Below are 20,651 nucleotides of genomic sequence, written 5' to 3'. Positions count from 1 at the left end.
CCGGCCGGACCGGGCGCCCCCTCTCGCGTACCGCCTGTCAGCTCTTTCCGTCCCACCGGTAGACGGAGTAGATGTCCATGCACTGGCTCTTGTCCGCGGCGTTGATGTCGTCCGCGCCGTCCGGAAGATCACCCGCCTCGACCTTCGGGGCCTTGTACACGGTTCCGTCGCGCCAGTCCGCGCCGACGACGACGGTCAGCTCGCCGGCCTTCGGGTCCGCCTTGACCGCGGTGGTCGGCAGGCCCAGCGCCTTGGCGACGGACTGCGCGTCCGCGTTGCCCTGGTCCCCGTCCTCCTTCGGGTACCGGACCTCCGTGTCCTTGCTCGGCTCGGCGTTCTCCGTATCGGCCTGGGCGAAGCCCTTGCCGTGCAGGATGCCGGCGACCTCGGCGGCCCGCCCGTCCTTGGGCGCCTGGCCGACACCGGTGCCGTTCACCACCGAGACACCGAGGGTGGCCGGGGCCGCCGCGGGGGGACCCGAGGGCTTCGCCTTCGGCTTCGTCTTGGCCTTGCCGTTCTTGTCGAACGCCACGTCGTCGCGGAGCAGCCGCCACAGGGAGTCCGCGGACTTCTCGACGGGGACGAGCTTGTTCCTGTCCTGGGACCACTCGGCCGTGGGCATGGTCGCCATGGTGATGCGGTCGATCGGCACGCTCTTGAGCTGCATCGACAGGTCGTAGAGCTTCTTGACCGAACGGATCTCGTCGGACACCTGGAGCGCCTTGGTCGCCGTCTCCGCGAGGTTCGTCAGCCGCCCCGCGTCCGACCAGAGATTCTGCTTCTTGAGCGTGCGCAGCATGGAGTTCATGTACATGTGCTGGGCCTTGGCGCGGTTCTGGTCGTTGCCGAACGCGTGCCGCGTACGCAACCACTGAAGAGCCTGCTTGCCCTGCACGGTGTTGGGGCCCGCCGGCAGCTTGAGGCCGGAGCCGCCGCGGACGAGGCGGGTGGGTTTGTCCCACACACCCGTCTTCACGCAGACCTCCACGCCGCCGATCGCGTCGGCCATGGCCACCACGCCCGCGAAGTCGAGCATGATCCAGTGATCGATGTAGACGCCGGTCAGCTTTTCCCAGGTGGTCAGCGTGCAGCCGGGGCCACCGCGCTGAAGGGACTCGTTGATCGGACTGTTGTCCGTCGCGGGGTACTTCTGACCGGTCTTGGAGTCCGTGCAATCGGGGATGTGGAGGATCGTGTCGCGGGGAATGCTGACCAGCGAGGAGTTCTTCCGGTCCGCCGAGATGTGCAGCAGCATCTGGACGTCGGCCCGCGGCTTGTCCCCGACCGTGTCCCTGCTGCCGCCCAGCTTCACGTTCTCCGCGCTGTTCCGGCTGTCCGAGCCGATCAGCAGGATGTTGAGCGGGGTGTCGCCCGCGGCGTTGGGCGCGGCCTTCTTCACACCGCTCTCGCCGCCGCTGCGGGCACTGCTGCGGATGTTGTTGTTGAGATGCCGGTAGTAGAGGTACCCGGCCGTGGCCGTCCCGAATATCAGCAGGGCCAGTGTGATGGCCGCCCACCGGAACACGCGGCGCTTGCGGGACTTCGCGGCCGCCCGCTTCCGCGATTTGGCGCGCCGGTGGCTCGAACGGGCGCCTCCGTTCTCGCCGCCCTCGCCGCCTTCGCCCTCCGCAGCGAGCGGGCCCGGGCCGTCCTCCGCGTAGAGGCCGTCGTCCCAGCCGAGCTGGCCGGCATGCCGGACGCGTGGTCGCGTCCCCTCCCCGGGCGTGCTGCTTCGTCCCACCAGGACCCCCCTGCTGCTTCAGACTCGCGGTATCGCGCGGTGACCCGGTGTCACTTGGCGCACACTTCCTTGTCGGCGCTGGCCTTCGGAATGTCGATCTTGGCCGGCCCGGCGATGGGGGTGCCCGCGCCCTTGAAGTCAGCCCCCAGTGTCAGCACCATCGCCTGCAGTCCCACGGCATCCTTGGTGCCCGGCTTCAGCGCCGTGGCGGGAAGCCCCATCATCTCGGCGAGCGCCCGGGCCTGGTCGGCCTGGTTCGGCGCGTACTCGAGCGTCGTCTTCGCGGCCTTCGCCGGGGCGTTGGCCTTGTTCGTCGACTTCAGAACGCCCTTTTCGTTCTGCAGCCAGGTGACGGTCTGCTGGGCGGCGCCGGAGATCCCGCCACCGTTGTACACATCGACGCGGACGTCGGCCGCCGCCGCCTTGGTTCCCTTGAGGAGCGCGTCCTGCTTGCTCTTGGCGGCCTTCTTCTGCGCGGCCACCTCGGTCAGCGAGGTGTCTTCCTGCATCATCGACAACAGCTGGGGCGCCTTGACCGGGTCCACGACCACGGTGACCGGTGTGGGCTCCGCCGGGTTGTCGATGACCGGCAGCGTGACGAACGTGATGTTCTTCGTGTCGATCTTGGTGAGTTCCTTGGCCAGCGTGGTCAGCTTCGGCACCGAGTCGATGGCCGAGTCGACCGTCAGCGCCTTCGTCGCCGCGTCCGCCAGCTTGAACAGCTTCTTCGGGCTCGTCAGCGTGTCGTCCGACTTCATCTCCCGGACCATCGAGCCGAGGAACTGCTGCTGGCCCTTGATCCGGTCGAGGTCGCTGCCGTTGGCGTAGGCGTGCCGGGTCCGTACGAACGCCAGTGCCTGCTCGCCCTGCACGTTGTGCGGGCCCGCCGACAGGTTGAGGTGCGACTTGTCGTCCTTGACCGCGTGGGCCAGGCAGATGTCGACGCCGCCTACCGCCGTGGACAGGGTCTTGACCGCGTTGAAGTCGACCATCATGAAGTGGTCGACCTTCAGACCGGTGAGCTCCTTGACGGTGTCCATCGTGCAGCCCGGGTCGCGGCCGTCCTGGCCGAGGCTCGTGTTGAACCGGACGTTCTGCGTGCCCGGGATGGTCTTCTCGGAACCGTCCTCCTGCTTGGCCTTGCAGTCCGGGATGTTCGTCATGAGGTCACGGGGGATGCTCACCGCGGTGGCGTTGGTGCGGTCCTTGGACACGTGGAACAGGATGTTCGTGTCCGCGTGCCCGACGCTGCCCGCGTCGCCGTAGCCCTCGTTGCCCGCGCCGGTCCGCTTGTCCGTACCGATGACCAATATGTTGAGGGGTGCGTTGGCCGTGACGACGTCCTTGTTGCCGCGGTCGCCGATGTCGACGGAGCTCAGGTTGCCGTTGAAGTGCTGGTACAGCCAGTACCCGCCGGCCGAGACGCCGACCAGCAGGAAGGCCATCACCCCGCCCGTCCAGAGCAGCGCCTTCTTGCGACGGGCCTTCGGGGCCTTGCGCTTGCGCCGGCCCGCGCTGTTCTCCGCGGAGCCGGCAGCCTCCTGGCCGCGCGGGCCGGAGCCCGAACGGCGGCCACCCTGGCGCGGCACCTCACGCCCGCGACGCGATCCCTCGCCCGCCGGGCGACGTGCGCCGTCGCCGTCACGTACGGCACTTCTGCGCCCGGAACTCCGGGGGGCCGAACCGCCCGACGCTCTGCCCGAATCCCCTCCGGATTGATTCAGTCGCAGTTCGTAGTCGCCGGTGTCCGGGTTGAGAACCCACTGGTCTGCGGGGTCGATTTCTTCCGCCCGCCCACGGCCTTTTGCATCCACGGTCGCTTGAGTCCTCCGTCGGTGCCACGCGAGGCGCCTCCCCCGATAAGGCGCTCATTCTTCGCTCCGGAAGTGCGCGGCCGTATGGCCGGTAGCACCGGATCGCGTCACACTATCCGTCCCGTTCGCCGTCCAGCGACGGGCGTGACACATTCCACGGCCCTTACAACAGGGCATTCTTCCCATTGCACGCCGAACGTAGATGTCCGCTTGGCCATTGCTTTACTGCTTGCACAGGTCGGTCGCCGCATTGTTCCCCGAATAGGTGGGTGTGGGAGTCGGCCCGGAGGCGTCGTCCGCGTCAGCGTTTTTCCCGTCGTCATCCTTCAGCTGATCCGCGGGCACCACGGCGACGGGCTCGTCGTCACGCAACTGCTTGAAGAGCTTGTCCGCATCGGGCTGTACCAGTTCGTCCCGGTTCACGTTGGCGGAGTACGCCTGCCGCGGGACGGTCAGGAACTGCACCTTCTCGGTCGGTACGTTGCGCATGCCGCGCACAAGGTCGTACAGGTCCTTCAGGCTGTCGAGCCCCGGATCGGTGGTCAGTGCCTTGGTGGCCGCGTCCAGGACCGGGTAGAGCCGGGTCGGGTTGAGCAGGACGCCGTTGCTCTGCACCTTGTTCACCAGCGCGCCCAGGAACTGCTGCTGGCGGTCCATGCGTTCCGTGTCGCTGCCGTTGCCGATGGACTTGCGGGCCCGTACGTATCCGAGGGCCTGCTCGCCGTTGAGCTTGTGGCGGCCCGCCGGCAGCCTGAGGTGCGCGTCGCTGTCGTCGATCGGCTTCTTGAGGCAGATCTCGACCCCGTCCACCGCGTTGACCATGCTCTTGAAACCGTTGAAGTCGACGACCATGTGGTGGTCGACGCGGATGCCGGTCATCTTCTCGACGGTACGGATGGTGCAGGCGGTGCCGCCGAACTCGAAGGCCCAGTTGAACTGGGAGAACTGCGGCTTGCTCACGGTCTTGTCCGGCTTGTGGCACTCCGGGATGTTCACCATCAGATCGCGCGGAATGGACATGGCCGTGGCGCTCTTCCGGTTCGCGGCCAGGTGCAACAGGATCGTGGTGTCCGAGCGCTGGCTGCCGCCGTCGTCGCGGCCGTACTTGCGGTTGTCGCCGGCCCGGCTGTCGGAGCCGATGAGCAGGATGTTCTCCGCGTCATGGACGACGGACGCGGGACGCTCCTTCTCGTACGCCTTGAGTTCGGCGGCCGCGGAGGTGTCCGTGCGGATGTTGCCGTCCAGCTTCTTGTACAGCCACCAGCCGGCGCCCGCGGCGACGAGCACGACGAACGAGGCGCCCAGCGCGGTCCAACGCAGCCAGTGCCGCTTGCGCTTGACGACGATGTCGAGGGTGGGACCGGGCGCGGAACCCCCGGACGGCGACGGTTCGTGCGACGACGGGCCGCTGCCCGACCCGCTGCGTGTCTCACCGCCCGGGCCGCCCTCCGGGGCGCCCTTCCCGCCGGGTTCCTTGCCGGACGATCCGTCCGGTGTCCGTTCCTGGTCCGCGGCCGAGCTGTCCGGCTGCTGGTTCTCACCCGTGGCCGAGTCGTCGGGGTCGGCCGGCGTGCCGGCACTTTCGGTCACGTCTGCGTCCATCCTTCACGTTCGGCAGCGCGCTGGGCCGCCGGTCGCACAAGTAGACGGCTGAACCTCACGCTTGGTTGTGCCTCGAGTGGTCTGTACCGCAGATCATGTACCGGAGTTGACGCATCGGCGGGAGGGCTCGGCCCACGCTGGGCCGGACGGGTGGCCCTCAGACCGCTTGTCATACCGCGGTGTTGGTACGGCGCACCCCCGCTGCTCCGTACCCCTCGCGTCCCCGCGTCTCCGTCAGACGGTCCGGGTGACCCGCTCGCTCTCCACCCGCTGGGCCAGCGCGTCCGCGCCCAGCTGTCCGAGGTGCCGGCACAGGACCACGGAACCGCCGGTGGCCAGCGGTGCGAAGAGTCCGGCGCTCAGACCGTCCCAGGTGTCGTACGTACGCCCCGACAGCAGCCGTGACCCGGCGTCCAGACCGAGCGCGGCACCGTCCTCGCGGGCCCGGGCGACCAGCTCCGCCCCGGTGAACCCGGCACCGCCGACCGTCAGGGCCGGGGCGTCCGGGTCCACCGGCGCGAACGGGGCGAAGCGGTCGCCCTGGCCCGGCACCTCGACGGCGTAGTCCGCGAAGCCCTCGGGAGCCTGCGGGAACCTGCCGCCCAGCGGGCGCAGCGCCAGGGCGATCCGCTCACCGCGGCAGGCCCGCGCGGCCTCCAGGCTGTCCGGCCCGGAGACGACGAGATCGGCGGCGGCCGGATCGCCCTGCACCTCGGCGACCACGCCGACCGAGGCGCAGGCCAGCAGCCAGACCGCGGACTGCCAGTGCGCGGGCAGCAGCAGCGCGACCCGGTCACCCGGCTCCGCGGCGAGGTCGCCCTGCAGCAGGTTCGCGGTCTTGGCCACCCAATTGGCGAAGGTGGCCACCGACAGTTCGACACGCTCTCCGGTGGCGTCGTCGTAGAAAGTGACCATGGGGCGGGCCGGGTCCGCGGCGAGCGCGGAACGCAGCAGGTCGGCAGGGGTGCGGTCGCTGGCGTTCATGCGCAGAAGGGTACGCGCCGGTGACGGAGGGGGCGGGGCGCGGCGGGTGTCCGGTACACCGGTTCGGCAGACGGGCCGTCAATTACCCGGCGAAACCCCGGTCGCCGGAGTTGTCCGGTTGTGCCCAGGATCATTTGTATGCGTGCCTTCATTGCATCCTCCATTGGTGTCACCTGCGCGGCAGCTCTCGTACTGCCGCTCGCCGCGCCCGCGGGCGCCGCCCCCGACACCCCCGCCCACCCGACCACCGCGGGATCCCGTCCCGCCGAGGCGTCCGGCCCCGCCGAAGTGCCCGGTTCGACGCAGTCCCTGGCCCTGGACCCGCTGGCCTCCCCGTCCGTACGCGCCACCGGAGCACCCGCGGCGGCGGCCGCCGAGCAGGGGCTGCCCGAGCGTGACGTCCGGCCGTTCTCCATGGTCGGCGTCGTCTGGGACGACGTGAACACCGAACTCCACGGCACCGCCCAGGTCCGCACCCGGGCCACCGGCACCGGCCGGTGGTCCGACTGGCAGGACCTGGAGACGCACAACGCCGAACACTCCGCCGACGCCGGCACCGCCGAACGCGACTCGGGCGCCGCCCGCGGCTCCACCGCCCCGCTCTGGGTCGGCGACTCCGACGGCGTCGAGGTCCGGGTGCGCCCCGAGACCCCGGACACCAGGGACGCCTCGGCGACCCCCGTACCGCTGCCCGCCGGGCTGCACCTCGAACTCGTCGACCCCGGCAGGGACCCGCAGGAGACCACCGCCACCGGAGCGGCGGGCGCCGACCGCACCGCCCCGCTCGGCGCCACCGCGCTCCCCGCCCTGAGCAGGACCGCGACCGAGGAGGCCGCCGGCCTCGCGCCCGGCGCCAAGCCGTTCATCGGGCCCCGCCCGCGCATCGTCACCCGCAAGGGCTGGGGCGCCGACGAGAAGCTCCGCGAGAGCGGCTTCGCGTACACGAAGACCGTCAAGGCGGCCTTCATCCACCACAGCGCCACCGGCAACAACTACAAGTGCTCCCAGGCGCCCTCGGTCCTGCGCGGCATCTACCGCTACCACGTCAAGAGCAGCGGCTGGCGTGACATCGGGTACAACTTCGCCGTCGACAAGTGCGGAAACATCTACGAGGGCCGGGCCGGCGGCGTGACGAAGGCCGTCATGGGCGCCCACACCCTCGGGTTCAACACCAACACCATGGGCATCGCCGTGCTCGGGACCTTCAGCAAGTCGAACCCGCCCGCCGCGGCCGTCACCGCCGTGTCCAAGCTCACCGCCTGGAAGCTCGGCCTGTTCGGCGCCAACCCGAAGGGCAAGGTGACCCTGACCTCGGGCGGCAGCAACAAGTACAAGAAGGGCAAGAAGGTCAAACTCAACGTGATCTCGGGCCATCGCGACGGCTTCGCAACCGAATGCCCCGGAGCGCGTCTCTACAAGAAGCTCGGCACGGCCCGGACCGGTTCGGCCCGTCTGCAGGGCCGCTGACGCGAAAGGAGCCGTGAACCGGCGCCGTGCGCGCCGGAGGCCTGCTGCGGGCTGCTGACCGAAGGACCCCCCTCCGGGCTGCATACACTGGCCAGCCGAAGAAGCTGTTGTCCGATCTCCCCTGGGCGCGGGACGCCGATCCAGCGGAGATCGGACAACAGCTTCTTACCGGCCCGGCCCCAGCAGGAAGCAGAGACAGTGCTGTGACAGAGGCAAAAGAAGCGATTCTCCTGGTCGGAGGCAAGGGAACCCGGCTGCGCCCCCTCACGGTGCACACCCCGAAGCCCATGGTTCCGGCGGCAGGCGTCCCCTTCCTCACGCACCAGCTGGCGCGTGCCCGGGCCGCCGGGGTCGAGCACATCGTCCTCGCGACGTCGTACCTCGCGGAGGTCTTCGAGCCGTACTTCGGCGACGGCTCCTCGCTCGGCCTCCACATCGAGTACGTCACCGAGCGCGAGCCGCTCGGTACCGGCGGCGCCATCCGCAACGTCGCGCACCGGCTCACCTCGGGCCCGGACGAACCGGTCCTCATCTTCAACGGCGACATCCTCACCGGCCTCGACATCCGGGCCCTGGTCACCTCGCACGCCGACTCCGGAGCGGACGTCTCGCTCCACCTCACCCGGGTCGACGACCCGCGCGCCTTCGGTCTCGTGCCGACGGACGGCACCGGCCGGGTCACCGCGTTCCTGGAGAAGCCCCAGACGCCCGAGGAGATCGTCACCGACCAGGTCAACGCGGGGGCGTACATCTTCCGCCGGTCGGTCATCGACACCATCCCGGCCGGCCGGCCGGTCTCCGTGGAGCGCGAGACCTTCCCCGGCCTGCTCGCCGACGGCGCCCATCTGCAGGGCATGGTCGACTCCACCTACTGGCTGGATCTCGGCACCCCGCAGGCGTTCATACGCGGCTCCGCCGACCTCGTCCTCGGCCGCGCACCCTCCCCGGCCGTCCCCGGCCGGTGCGGCGACCGCCTCGTCCTGCCGACCGCCTCCGTCGCCCCCGACGCGAAGCTCTCCGGCGGTACGGTCATCGGTGCCGACGCGGTGATCGGCGCGGGCGCCCGGATCGAGGGCTCCACCGTGCTGGCGGGCGCCGTCGTCGACCCCGGCGCCGTGATCACGGACTCGCTGGTCGGAGCGGGTGCCAGGATCGGCAGCCGTACGGTCCTGAGCGGCGCGGTCATCGGCGACGGGGCCAAGGTCGGTGCCGACAACGAACTGCTCGACGGCGTCCGCATCTGGTGCGGGGCCCATCTGCCCGCCGCTTCGGTGCGCTTCTCCTCGGACGAATGACCGGGACGTTCCGCCTCCCGCATGACACCCGACTGGCCGGAATCAGCCGTACCCTCGACAGGCAGCCCCGACTACCGAGGACCTCATCCGTGGCAGGACGATTCGCACCCCGCAGCGCCCCGCGCGCGGCCGTCCCGCGCCAGACGGCGACACCCGTACCGGCGGCGCTGACCCGCGACTGGACCCCACCGGGCCCGCTCGACCTGCGGCTCGTCCTCGGTCCGCTGCGCCGCGGCCCCGCCGACCCCACGTTCCGGATGTCCGCCGACGGCTCCGTCCGCCGGGCCAGCCGCACCCCCGCGGGTCCCGGCACGCTCCACGTCGTCGCCCGCGACGGCCGGATCGAGGCCGCGGCCTGGGGGCCGGGCGCGGCCTGGCTGCTGGACCAGCTGCCGGTGCTGCTGGGCGCGGCGGACGACCCCGACGCCTTCACCCCGCGCCACCGCCTGCTCGCCACGACCCACCACCGCAGACCGGGCCTGCGACTGCTGCGCACCGGCCTGGTGCTGGAGTCCCTGATCCCGTCGGTCCTGGAGCAGAAGGTCACCACGGACGAGGCGTACCGCGCCTGGCGCCTCCTGGTCCGCAAGTACGGGGAGCCGGCACCCGGCCCGCAGGAGTACGGCCTCTACGTCATGCCGGACGCCCGCACCTGGTCGCTGATCCCGTCCTGGGAATGGCACCGCGCGGGCGTCGACAGCAAGCGCTCGGCGACGATCCTGCGTGCGGTCCGGGTGGCCCGCCGCATGGAGGAGGCGGCCGCCATGGAACTGACCGATGCGATGACCCGCCTCCAGGTCATCCCGGGCATCGGCCCCTGGACGGCCGCCGAGACCCTGCAGCGGGCGAACGGCGCGGCGGACGCGGTGACGGTCGGCGACCTCCACCTGCCCGGCATCGTCGGCCACGCCCTGGCCGGCAACCGCAACGCCGACGACGAGGAAATGCTGGCCCTGCTGGCCCCGTACGAGGGCCAGCGCCACCGGGCGACCCGCCTGATCCTGCTCTCGGGCAACACCCCGCCACGCCACGCCCCGAGAATGACAAGAGGCGACATCGCCAGGCTGTAGCGAGGCACAGGCCCTGGCCGCGCACCGGGGCGTCGCGTCGAGGCGGCCCATTCAAGCCCGTCCGGCTCCCATCGCGCACCGGAGCGTCCCTTTCAAGCCCGTCCGGCGATTGAGGACCGGGGTCCGGGGCAGCGCCCCGAAAACCACCCACCACCGGCCACCGCCTCACCGCACAGCGACGAACCCCTCCGCATCGCGCCCCACCCGCGGCGCCGGCGCGTCCACGGCCCGTCCCACGGCCACCGCCCCCAACGGATCCCACGACGCAGGCAACTCCAGCACCTCCCGCACGACATCACGGCAGAACATCGTCGAGGACACCCACGCCGACCCCAGCCGCTCGCCCGCCAGCGCCACCAGGAAGTTCTGGATCCCGGCTCCCGCGGCGACCACGAACATCTCGCGCTCCGCCCCGTCCCGCCGCGCGTCCCCGTACGTGTGGGAGCCGTCCATCACCATGCACGGCACCACCAGATACGGCGCCCGGCGCAGCACATCGCCCCGCTTCACCCGCCGCGCGATCGACTCCTCGCTCTTGCCGTCCCGCCGCAGATCCGCGATCCACGCGTCCCGCATCGCGTCCAGCAGCCGGGTCCGGGACTCCGGCGACTCCAGCAGCACGAACCGCCAGGGCGTCGTGTGATGGGGCGCGGGCGCCGTCACCGCCGCGGCCACCGCACGCCGCACCGCCCCGGGGTCCACCGGCTCGTCGGTGAACTCGCGGACCGTGCGCCGCTGGGTCACCGCCTCCCGGACCGCCTCGGACGTCCCGAGCCGGAACATGTCGTCGGCCGCGACCCGCACCATCGCCCGGGCCCCGGCGGCGTCGGCCGGGTCCAGGACGTGGCCCAGCCCCCGCACGACCGCGACCGGCAGGCCGTCCGCCTTGCCCTTGACCAGATCACCGGCCGAGGCCAGCTCGTCGGCGGTGGCGACCACGGTCGCGCTGAGCGGATTGCCGTACGCGTCGCTGCCGCCCCGCAGATCGTCCAGCACCCGCACCCCGGCCGCCCCGATCGCGACATCGGTCAGTCCGTTGCGCCACGGCCGCCCGAAGGTGTCCGTGACGACGACGCCGACCTCGACGCCGAGGGTGTCCCGCAGCCCCGCCCTGATCGCCCGCGCCGAGGCGTCCGGGTCCTCGGGCAGCAACAGGACCGTCCCGGCGGGGGTGTTCGACGCGTCGACCCCGGCGGCGGCCATGACGAGGCCCTGCCGGTTCTCGACGATCCGCAGCGTGCCGCGCCGCGCCACCACCCGTACCGTCTCGGCGTCGATCGCCGCCTCCCGGTCGGTGGCCTCGACGATCCGGCCCTCCGCCTTGGAGACGATCTTCGAGGTGACGAGCAGCACGTCGCCGTCGACGAGACCCGGCTCGGTGGCGGCGATCAGCTTCGCGAGGTCGTCCCCGGCCCGCACCTCGGGCATCCCGGGCAGCGCCCACACCCGGAAGGAGGGCGCGGCGTCCGGAGCGGCGGCACTCATGCGCGTACCTCTTCCGCGAGGGTCAGCGCCTGCCGCGCCATCTCGGCGGTCGCGGCGACATCGGTCATCATCAGCGGCACGGAACGGCAGCGGATGCCCGCGGACTCCACCTCGTCCACCGCGCCCGCGTCCACGGTGTCGACGAGCCAGCCGTCGAGCAGCCCGGAGCCGTAGTGCCGGGCTACCGCCGCGGCCGTCGACTCGACGCCCACCGCGGCGAGCACCTTGTCGGCCATCCCGCGCACCGGTGCGTCACCGACGATGGGGGAGAGGCCGACGACCGGCACCCCGGCCTCGGCGATGGCCTCCCGGATCCCGGGCACGGCGAGGATGGTCCCGACGGACACCACGGGGTTCGACGGCGGGAAGAGGATGACGTCGGCCCCGGCGATCGCCTCCAGGACGCCCGGAGCCGGCTTGGCCTGCTCGGCACCGACGGGCACGATCGCCTGCGCCGGGACGGAGGCGCGCAGCTTCACCCAGTACTCCTGGAAGTGGATGGCCCTGCTCTCGCCGTCGACGTCGACGGCCACATGCGTCTCGATCCGGTCGTCGGACATCGGCAGCAGCCGGACCCCCGGCTTCCAGCGCGCACAGAGCGCCTCGGTGACGGCGCTCAGCGGGTAGCCCGCGCCGAGCATCTGCGTACGGACGATGTGGGTGGCGAAGTCGCGGTCGCCGAGCCCGAACCACTCGGGGCCGACGCCGTACGCCGCGAGTTCCTCCTTGACGTGGAAGGTCTCGTCGGTACGGCCCCAGCCCTGCTCCTCGTTGATGCCACCGCCGAGGGTGTACATCACGGTGTCGAGGTCGGGACAGACCTTGAGTCCGAACAGATGGATGTCGTCACCCGTGTTGCCGATGACCGTGATGTCCGCGTCGGGCGCGGCCTCCTTGAGGCCACGCAGGAAACGAGCACCACCGATACCGCCGGCCAGAACCACAATGCGCATGCAAACAGTCTGTCAGGCGGAGCCTGATCATTGTCGGGGTGGTGGTGGGAGACGGGTGGGACTGTCAGGCGGAGCCTGATCATTGTCGGGGTGGTTGGAGGCGGGCCGATCAGACGGCCGGGACGGCCGCCGTGCACTGTGTGGCGTGCATCGGCATGTCGGTCAGGCCCGGGTAGTAGATGTGCAGGCTGACGGCCGGTTCGAGGGAGTCGTTGACGACCTCGTGGACGTAGCCGGGGGCGAAGACGCGCTGGGCGCCGGAGCCGAGGGTCCGCTGTCCGCGGTCCGTACGCTCGGTCAGTTCGCCGTCCAGGACGGTGAGTACACCGGAGGACGGGCCGTGGTCGTGCAGCCCGCTGCCCTGGCCCGGGACCCAGCTGAGCAGCCAGATCTCGTAGCCGAGCGGGGTCTCTCCTGCCCGGGCGGAGCCGAGAGCGGGGACCGTGCGCAGGCGGTGGTACCAGCGGGTGGCCGCGTCGTACTGGACGAGGTGGGCCCACTGGGAGCGGTCGGCGGCGACGGCGCGGGCGAGCCCGACGAATTCGGCCACCGTGGCGGGGTGCTCGCGCGCGGGGCGCAGCAGGTGCGGGACCTCGAGGAGGTCGCCGGCGATCTGGAGGTCGCTGTCGCTGTTCATGGGTGCGGTGGTTCCTCGGCAGGGTGCAGTGGTGCTGGTGCAGTGCTGATGGGGGTGTCGCGAGGACCGCTGGGACCGGTGACCGCAGGGCGTGGAGCCGCGTGGGGAGGTCCGGAGGTCCGGTAGGAGCTGTGTGGCTGGAGCGCGGGGGCTTCAACAACCGAGACAGCTGGAACAGCAACAGCGAGCCTGGACAGCGCTGCGGAACCCACGGATGTGGGTGGCGCGCATCGCTGAGGTCACTGGCATGACATCAAGGAGAACCGGAGAACCTCCGACTGTCAACCCAATGCCCGATTTGGCGGTAATGTTTCACCTCATCCGGTTACTCCACCCGGAGAAAGGTTTATGCAGCCCCGATGCCGGAGATGTGGCGCAACAGCCGCGGAGATAAACGCGGTCGCGGCCCCGTGACCCGACTGTGATCTTGATCGCTTCGGTGATCGAATCGCAACGTGTCCGCCCTCCGGGGCGTTCCTGTGAGTGACGGACGCGGGGGTGACGGAGCCGATGGCATATGTCAGGTTTTTGGTGATTTGAACACTTTACGCATACGCTTGGTTCCGCAGAGTGAATACCGGGCCCAATAGCAGATCTGCGCTTGACTGGCCCGAAGCTACACACTTGTAATTTCACTCGTGTCGTTCGGCCGATTCGATAACGGCCGCATCACGGGGACGCAAGAGACAGACGAGGGGCGCACATGACCGAGCTGTTCCAGCAACTGCTGGTCGAGGACGCGGACGAGGAACTCGGCTGGCAGGAGCGCGCACTCTGCGCGCAGACCGATCCCGAGTCCTTCTTTCCCGAGAAGGGCGGATCCACCCGCGAGGCGAAGAAGGTCTGTCTCGCCTGTGAAGTCCGGTCCGAATGCCTGGAGTACGCCCTCTCCAACGACGAACGCTTCGGTATCTGGGGCGGTCTCTCCGAGCGTGAGCGACGGCGTCTGAAGAAGGCCGCGGTCTGACCGCTCCCACCGGAGAACACGGAGAACATCCGGAGCCGGACCGAGCAGGGAACCGGAGCGGGGAGCCCGACCAGGGAACCCGGCGAAGGGACCCGCGGAGCTGACCTCTCCCGGGCCGGCCACCGCTCCATGGCATGCACCGCCGATGGCCCGCCGCCTGCACCCTGCCCGCAGGCGGCGGGCCATCGGCGTACCCGGGCCGGGAGACGTACGAACCCCTCATCCGCCTTACCGGGCCCGGACTTCGGCCGCCCTCCGCCGCTGCGCCCCCGCCCCCGATCAACCGGTCCGCGCCACCCCGGTTATCCGTACCGTTAGTGTGGGGCCCCGTCCGAGACGCGCCAACGACCCGACAGGGCGCGCGTGTACACCGATGCAGCCCCCGGGGGACGTCCCCCGGACCCGGCCGGAGGGCCCGTACCTCGATGTCCGTGCACAGCCAAGCAACGGCGCCGTACGCGGCCGCCGCCGCCCCAGAGTTCCCCCGGCACGTCGTCACCGCCGTGCTCGTCTCCCACGACGGCGCACGCTGGCTGCCCGACGCGCTCTCCGGGCTGCTCGGGCAGGAACGCCCCGTACAGAACGTCGTCGCCGCCGACACCGGCAGCGCCGACGACTCCGCGCGACTGGTCACCGAGGCGCTCGGCGCCGACCGTGTCCTGCACCTCGCAAGGCGTACGAGCTTCGGCACCGCGGTCGACGAGGCGAGCCGCACCGCCGGTGTCCTGACCCCGGACGACCTGCCGTACCTCAAGCGCCCCAGCGGCTGGGACCCGGTCACCAGGTCCTGGCGCGACGACGCCTACGACCTGCCCGAACTGCCGCACGGCGAGCCGGTGCAGTGGCTCTGGCTGCTCCACGACGACTGCGCACCCGAACCCGACGCCCTCGCCGAGATGCTCCGCGTCGTCGACAACGACCAGCACGCCGCGATCGTCGGACCCAAGCTCCGCGGCTGGTACGACCGCCGCCAGCTCCTCGAAGTCGGCGTCTCCATCGCCAACAGCGGGCGCCGCTGGACCGGACTCGACCGGCGCGAACAGGACCAGGGCCAGCACGACCAGGTCCGTACCGTCCTGTCCGTCTCCACCGCCGGCATGCTGATCCGCCGGGACGTCTGGGAGGAGCTCGGCGGCTTCGACCGCAGGCTGCCCCTGATGCGTGACGACGTCGACCTGTGCTGGCGCGCCCACATGGCGGGCCACCGGGTGCTGGTCGCCCCCGACGCCGTCCTGCGGCACGCCGAGGCGTCCGCCCGCGAGCGCCGCCCCATCGACTGCGCCGGGCGCTCCGTCTCCAGCCCGCACCGCGTCGACAAGGCCGGCGCCGTCTACACCATGCTCGTCAACGCCCCCGGCAAGCGACTGCCCTGGGTGCTGCTGCGGCTCGTGCTCGGCACCCTGCTGCGGACGCTCGCCTATCTCGTCGGCAAGGTGCCGGGCCAGGCACTCGACGAGGTCACCGGCCTCCTCGGCACCCTGCTGCGCCCCGGCCGCATCCTCAGCGCACGAAGCCGGCGCGGCAAGGCGGCCGTCGACCCGGCCGAGCTGCGCGGCCTCTTCCCCGCACCCGGCGCCACCGTCCGCGCGACCGTGGAACAGGTCGCCGGGAACTTCGGCGGCGGCGCGGAGGCCGAGGCGAGCGGCTCGCGGCACGGCGCCGTCGAGTCCGGTCCGGGCGGCGACGACGCCGACTTCCTGGAGATCGACCAGTTCGCCCGCCTCAAGCGCGTCGGCCGCAAGCCCGGCCCGGTGCTCTTCGCCGTTCTGCTCCTCGTCTCACTCGTCGCCTGCCGCAGCCTCCTCGGCGGCGGCGCACTGGCCGGCGGCGCCCTGCTGCCCGCACCCGGTGATGTCTCCGACCTGTGGGGCCGTTACGCGGACGGCTGGCACACCGTCGGCACCGGCGGCACCCAGACCGCCCCGCCCTACCTGGCCGTGATCTCGGCGCTGTCCGCGCTGTTCCTCGGCTCCACCGGCTTCGCGCTCACCCTGCTGCTGGTCTGCTCGGTCCCGCTCGCCGGACTCACCGCGTACTTCGTCTCGCGCCCGCTGCTGCCCTCGCGGCTGCTGCGGGCCTGGGCGAGCGTCGCGTACGCGTTCCTGCCCGCCGCGACCGGCGCCCTGGCGACCGGCCGCCTCGGCACCGCGGTCCTCGCCGTCCTGCTCCCGCTGATCGCGCGCACGGCCGTCTCCGCGTACGGCTTGCGCAGCGGCGGCGGCGACGTACGCGGCAGCTGGCGCGCCACCTGGGCGTACACACTGCTGCTCACCCTCGCGATGGCGTTCACCCCCGTCGTGTGGCCGCTCGCCGTGGTCCTCGGCGTCGGTGTGCTGGCGCTGCGCCGCAACGACATCACGGCCTACGGCCTGCGCTTTCTCGCTGCGATCGGCACCCCGCTGCTCGTTCTCGCGCCCTGGTCGCTGTCCCTGCTGACCAGCCCGTCGCGCTTCCTGGACGAAGCGGGCCTGGACACCGGCTCGGGCTCGGCCTCCGCACTGGACCTGCTCGGGATCAGCCCCGGCGGGCCCAAGGCGGCGGGCGGCGTCCTGCTCCTCGGCATCGTGCTCGCGGCCCTGGCCGCGCTGCTGCGCGGGGAGCGTCAGTTCGCGGCCCGGACCGCCTGGGTCGTCGCCCTGGTGGCCCTGGCCTTCGCCGGGCTCGCCAACGGCTCCGGCTGGGCCGGACCGGCCACCCTCGTCTACGGCGCCGCGCTCATCGCCGCCGCGCTGGTCGGCGCGGACGGCGCCCGGATCCGCGTTGCCGAGCTCAGCTTCGGCTGGCGCCAGCCGGTCGCCGTCCTGATCGCGCTCGCCGCCGGGATCGCCCCCCTGCTGGCCGCCGTCGGCTGGATGATCGGCGGCGCCGCGGGCCCGCTGGAGCGCCGCGACCCGGTGCAGGTGCCCGCGTTCGTCGCCGAGGAGAGCGGTACCCGCGACCAGCCGCGCACCCTGGTGCTCGGCGGCACCTCGCCCACCTCCGTCGCGTACACCCTGGTCCGCGGCTCCGGCGCGCGGCTGGGCGACGCCGAACTGGCCGCGGCCGGTGGCGGCAACGGCCACCTCGACAAGGTCGTCGCCAACCTCGTGGCGGGCTCCGGCGCCGACCAGGGCAGCCAGCTCAGCGGCTTCGCGATCCGTTACGTCCTCGTCCGGGACGGGGCGCCGAAGCAGATGAGCCGGGTGCTCGACGCGACGCCGGGACTCAGCCGGCTCAGCCAGCTCGACGGCAGCGCGCTGTGGCGGGTCGACCGTCAGGTCGCCCGGATCATGATCGTCCCGTCGGCCGCGGGTGACGAGTCGCTGCCGGTGGGGTCCGCCCCCGTCGAGGCGCACACCAAGATCCCGGAGGGCGCCGCGGGCCGGGTCCTGCGGATCGCCGACGCCGCCGACCCCGGCTGGCAGGCCACGCTCGACGGCCGGGCGCTGACCCGCAAGACCGTCGACGGCTGGGCGCAGGGCTTCGAGCTGCCCACCGAGGGCGGCACGCTGGACCTCACGTACGAGACGCCGTTCACCCACTCCGTGTGGATCTGGGCCCAGGCCGCGTTCGCCGTGGTCCTGCTGGTCCTGGCCCTGCCGGGCCGTCGCCGCGAGATCGACGACGACCTGCCCGAGGAGGCCGTGGCGGTCCCCGCCGAGGCGCTGTCCGGCGACGGCCGCCGTGCCCGCAGGCTCCGCGCGGCCGCGCTGGCCGAGGGCGAGGCGCAGGGTGAGGACGGCGACACCCCGGGTGCGGGGGAGCAGGCGGGGTACGTCCCCGACCAGCAGACCGGCCCGCAGGCCACCGTCCCGGAACCGTCGCGGGATGCCGACGACGACGGACACGTCTTCGTCCCCCAGCAGTCCGAAGGCGACACCGGCCAGTACGCGGCGGTGCCGCAGCAGCAGTACGGCGAGTGGGACGCCCAGCAGTACCAGGGCGCCGGCTACCCGCAGTACCAGGAGGGCCAGTACCAGGAAGGCCAGTACGCGGCCGGGCAACAGCCGCAGCAGCAGCCTGACGGCACCGGTGGCTACGACGCGTTCGGCTATCCCCAGCAGCAGGGCGAGTACGCCCCGTACGACCCGGCCCAGTACGGCAACGCCCCGCAGGACAACAGCGGGACGTACGACCCCGACAACCCGTACGGCAACGCCGCCCCCTACGGCACCGGTGACCCGTACGGGACCGGCCAGTACGGCGCGGGCCAGTACGACGACCAGGGCCAGTACGGGGGCGACCAGGGCGCGTACGGCGGCCAGGCCCCGTACGACCCGCGGAACCAGCCGCACAGTCCCGACGAGAACCCCGACGACAACCCCGCCCCGGGCCAGAACCCGTGGCCGACCGGCAACACATCGCGAGGCGAGTCCGAGTGAAGTCCACCAGCCTGTCCCTCATCGCCGGGGCCGTCGCCCTCGCCGCCGTCACCGGATTCGCCGCGGTCACCGCACCGGGCGACGGGGGCACGACGCAGGCGAGGGCGGCCGAGCGGCTGCCCGTGGAGCGGTCCAGCCTGCTCTGCCCGGCCCCCGGCCTGTCCGATCTCGCGGAGACGACGTACACCTCCTTCACCCCGCTCGCGAAGAGCGGCGGCGCGGACGGAACGGCCGGGGCGGCCGAACTCGGGTCCACGGCCGTCAAGGACGCCGACACCAAGAAGGACAAGGACGACAAGGACAAGAAGACCAAGAAGGCGGACCCGGACAAGCCGGTCGTCTCCCTCAAGGAACCCGGGAAACCGGCCACCGCCGAGGCGTCCGGCGGGGACGCCCCCGCACTCGTCGGCACCGCCACGGGCCGGCTGGCCCCCGGCTGGACCGCCCAGCAGACCACCACCGTCGAGGCGGGCGACTCCCGCGGCCTGCTCGGCGTCAGCTGCACCGCGCCCGACACCGACTTCTGGTTCCCGGCCGCGAGCACGGCGAAGTCCCGCGAGGACTACGTCCACCTGACCAACCCGGACGACACCGCCGCCGTCGCCGACATCGAGCTGTACGGCCCGGACGGCACGCTCAAGTCCGACGTCGGCGAGGGCATCACCGTCCCCGCCAGGTCCGGCGTCCGGGTCCTCATCTCGACGCTGACCAGCAAGGCCGCCGACGATGTGACCGTCCACGTCACCACGCGCACCGGACGCGTCGGCGCGGTCGTCAGGGCCGCGGACAGCGAGAACGGCAGCGACTGGCTCACGGCCTCCGCCGACCCGGCGAGCACCCTGGTCCTGCCCGGCATCCCGGCGGACGCCACCTCCGTACGGCTGGTCGCCTTCGTCCCCGGCGAGGACGACGCCGACCTCGAACTGAAGCTGCTCGGCAAGACCGGGGCGATCTCACCGGCGGGCCACGAGGACCTGCACGTCAAGTCGCGGATGACCGCCGGCGTCGACCTGAAGAACCTGACGAGGGGCGAGGCGGGTTCCCTGCTGCTGAAGCCCGCCGATGGCAAGACCACTCCGGTGGTGGCCGCGCTGCGCGTGGTCCGCGGCAAGGGCGACAAGCAGGAGGTCGGCTACATCCCGGCGACCGGCCCGGTGGGCGCGCAGGCGACCGCCGCCGACAACCGGGCGAAGGGTTCGGTCCTCTCGCTCACCGCACCCGGCGCCGCCGGCAGTGTGAAGGTCACGGCGTCCGCGGGCAGCAAGGGCGGCACCCCGGTCAGCAAGACGTACCAGGTCGGCGCCGGTACGACCCTCGCGGTCACGCCGCCCGTACCGGCCGGCCTCAAGGGCACGTACGCGCTGACCGTCGAGACGCAGTCGGGCGGCCCGGTCCACGCCGCCCGCACGCTGTCGGTCCCGCTGGACGGCATCCCGATGTTCACGGTGCAGACGCTGCCGGACGACGGCGGAACGGTCGAGGTCCCGGCCGCCGAACAGGACCTGTCGGTCCTGGACGACTGACGCGGAGGGGACGGGCGGGCGTGGCCGTACGGGACGGCTACTCCTGCCCGTACCGGGGATCGACCGACTCCGGCGAGAGGCCGAGCAGCTCCGCGACCTGCTCCACCACGACCTCGTGCACCAGCATCGCCCGCTCGTCGCGGTTCTTGGTGCGGATCTCGACGGGGCGCCGGTAGACGACGATCTGCGCGGGCCGTTCCTTCTGCGCGGGGAGCGCGACGCCCAGCGGCACGGTCTCCTCCGCGGTCCCCGGCACGTCGAGGACGACGAAGTCGACCTCGGCCAGCTGCGGCCAGCGCCGCTCCAGCCGTTCCACCGAGTCCTGCACCAGATCACGGAAACTGTCCGCCCTGCTGGCCGACAGCGGCACCTGCGGAGGTGCGACGGGCCCGCGCATGCCGCGGCCGTGTCGGTCTCGGCGCCGCGGTCGCGGCTCGGACGGGAGGGGCGGTACGGGACTGTCCATCACTGACGCAGCGTAACCCTCCGCCGGGTGACGGGCCCGCCGCTGTCCGGCGGGGAACCCACCTGTCCGTTTCTGAACGTTCCGGCCACGCCGTGACTCGTTTCAGGCCCTGCTCCCGACCGTCGGCCGACCACTGTTTGTCAGGTTTTGCGCCAAGTGGTGACCGGAATCGTTGTCGACGCCGTCCGCGCCCCTCTCCCCCCGTGCAGGTCAGGGGAGTTGCCCGGGAAGCGGGTGTGCCCGGCATCACAGGGCGACACGGTGGGGTGACCTGAGGGAGAGTCGT

At 71.8% G+C, this 20,651-nt stretch carries 14 protein-coding genes; 6 read left to right on the top strand and 8 right to left on the bottom strand.

The window, feature by feature from the left end; translation table 11 throughout:
* Positions 1-37 precede the first annotated feature (37 nt).
* The 4 genes from OG408_RS15460 to OG408_RS15445 form a co-directional block, all read right to left on the bottom strand.
* The gene (locus tag OG408_RS15460) at positions 38-1,525 is read right to left on the bottom strand and encodes an LCP family protein (RefSeq protein ID WP_323178041.1); all 1,488 of its coding nucleotides are present in this window, start codon (positions 1,523-1,525) and stop codon (positions 38-40) included.
* Positions 1,526-1,791: 266 nt separating this feature from the next.
* Positions 1,792-3,330, bottom strand: coding sequence for an LCP family protein (locus OG408_RS15455; RefSeq protein WP_266779546.1), 1,539 nt, complete (start codon positions 3,328-3,330; stop codon positions 1,792-1,794).
* Positions 3,331-3,777: 447 nt separating this feature from the next.
* On the bottom strand, positions 3,778-5,157 hold the full coding sequence (locus tag OG408_RS15450) for an LCP family protein (protein ID WP_326670363.1): 1,380 nt from the start codon (positions 5,155-5,157) through the stop codon (positions 3,778-3,780).
* Between the two features lie 234 nt (positions 5,158-5,391).
* The gene (locus OG408_RS15445) at positions 5,392-6,141 is read right to left on the bottom strand and encodes a TIGR03089 family protein (protein ID WP_326670361.1); all 750 of its coding nucleotides are present in this window, start codon (positions 6,139-6,141) and stop codon (positions 5,392-5,394) included.
* 138 nt (positions 6,142-6,279) lie between these two features.
* Between OG408_RS15445 and OG408_RS15440 the strand changes: the two genes are divergently transcribed.
* The 3 genes from OG408_RS15440 to OG408_RS15430 all read left to right on the top strand — a co-directional run bounded on the left by OG408_RS15440 (position 6,280) and on the right by OG408_RS15430 (position 9,973).
* The gene (locus OG408_RS15440; RefSeq protein WP_266779540.1) at positions 6,280-7,608 is read left to right on the top strand and encodes a peptidoglycan recognition protein family protein; all 1,329 of its coding nucleotides are present in this window, start codon (positions 6,280-6,282) and stop codon (positions 7,606-7,608) included.
* Between the two features lie 203 nt (positions 7,609-7,811).
* Positions 7,812-8,903, top strand: a complete 1,092-nt coding sequence (locus OG408_RS15435) for a nucleotidyltransferase family protein (RefSeq protein WP_266779538.1) — start codon at positions 7,812-7,814, stop codon at positions 8,901-8,903.
* 89 nt (positions 8,904-8,992) lie between these two features.
* Entirely contained in the window at positions 8,993-9,973 is a 981-nt protein-coding gene (locus tag OG408_RS15430; RefSeq protein WP_266779536.1) for a DNA-3-methyladenine glycosylase family protein, read from the top strand.
* A gap of 165 nt (positions 9,974-10,138) precedes the next feature.
* On the opposite strand, the gene OG408_RS15425 is transcribed toward OG408_RS15430, so the two are convergent.
* The 3 genes from OG408_RS15425 to OG408_RS15415 all read right to left on the bottom strand — a co-directional run bounded on the left by OG408_RS15425 (position 10,139) and on the right by OG408_RS15415 (position 13,048).
* Positions 10,139-11,458: a coenzyme F420-0:L-glutamate ligase gene (locus OG408_RS15425; protein ID WP_266779534.1), complete on the bottom strand. Its 1,320-nt coding sequence runs from the start codon at positions 11,456-11,458 to the stop codon at positions 10,139-10,141.
* Positions 11,455-12,411: a 2-phospho-L-lactate transferase gene (cofD, locus tag OG408_RS15420; RefSeq protein WP_285564883.1), complete on the bottom strand. Its 957-nt coding sequence runs from the start codon at positions 12,409-12,411 to the stop codon at positions 11,455-11,457. Before cofD ends, OG408_RS15425 begins: the two co-directional genes overlap by 4 nt.
* A gap of 109 nt (positions 12,412-12,520) precedes the next feature.
* Complete coding sequence (locus tag OG408_RS15415; protein ID WP_266779530.1) at positions 12,521-13,048, bottom strand: cysteine dioxygenase; 528 nt, start codon at positions 13,046-13,048, stop codon at positions 12,521-12,523.
* A gap of 703 nt (positions 13,049-13,751) precedes the next feature.
* Here OG408_RS15415 and OG408_RS15410 point away from each other — a divergent pair.
* The 3 genes from OG408_RS15410 (at position 13,752) to OG408_RS15400 (ending at position 19,899) form a co-directional block, all read left to right on the top strand.
* Positions 13,752-14,015 (top strand): WhiB family transcriptional regulator, encoded by a 264-nt coding sequence (locus OG408_RS15410; RefSeq protein WP_030927001.1) that lies wholly within the window; start codon positions 13,752-13,754, stop codon positions 14,013-14,015.
* A gap of 425 nt (positions 14,016-14,440) precedes the next feature.
* On the top strand, positions 14,441-18,376 hold the full coding sequence (locus OG408_RS15405; RefSeq protein ID WP_326670356.1) for a glycosyltransferase: 3,936 nt from the start codon (positions 14,441-14,443) through the stop codon (positions 18,374-18,376).
* The gene (locus tag OG408_RS15400; protein WP_326670354.1) at positions 18,373-19,899 is read left to right on the top strand and encodes a DUF5719 family protein; all 1,527 of its coding nucleotides are present in this window, start codon (positions 18,373-18,375) and stop codon (positions 19,897-19,899) included. Before OG408_RS15405 ends, OG408_RS15400 begins: the two co-directional genes overlap by 4 nt.
* A 37-nt stretch (positions 19,900-19,936) precedes the next feature.
* Here OG408_RS15400 and OG408_RS15395 read toward each other — a convergent pair whose 3' ends face one another.
* On the bottom strand, positions 19,937-20,365 hold the full coding sequence (locus tag OG408_RS15395; RefSeq protein ID WP_266779524.1) for a metallopeptidase family protein: 429 nt from the start codon (positions 20,363-20,365) through the stop codon (positions 19,937-19,939).
* Positions 20,366-20,651 lie beyond the last annotated feature (286 nt).

This window comes from Streptomyces sp. NBC_01257, assembly GCF_035917255.1.
In the GTDB taxonomy this organism is placed as follows: Bacteria; Actinomycetota; Actinomycetes; order Streptomycetales; family Streptomycetaceae; genus Streptomyces.
This window is presented reverse-complemented; position numbering and strand designations above follow the sequence as displayed.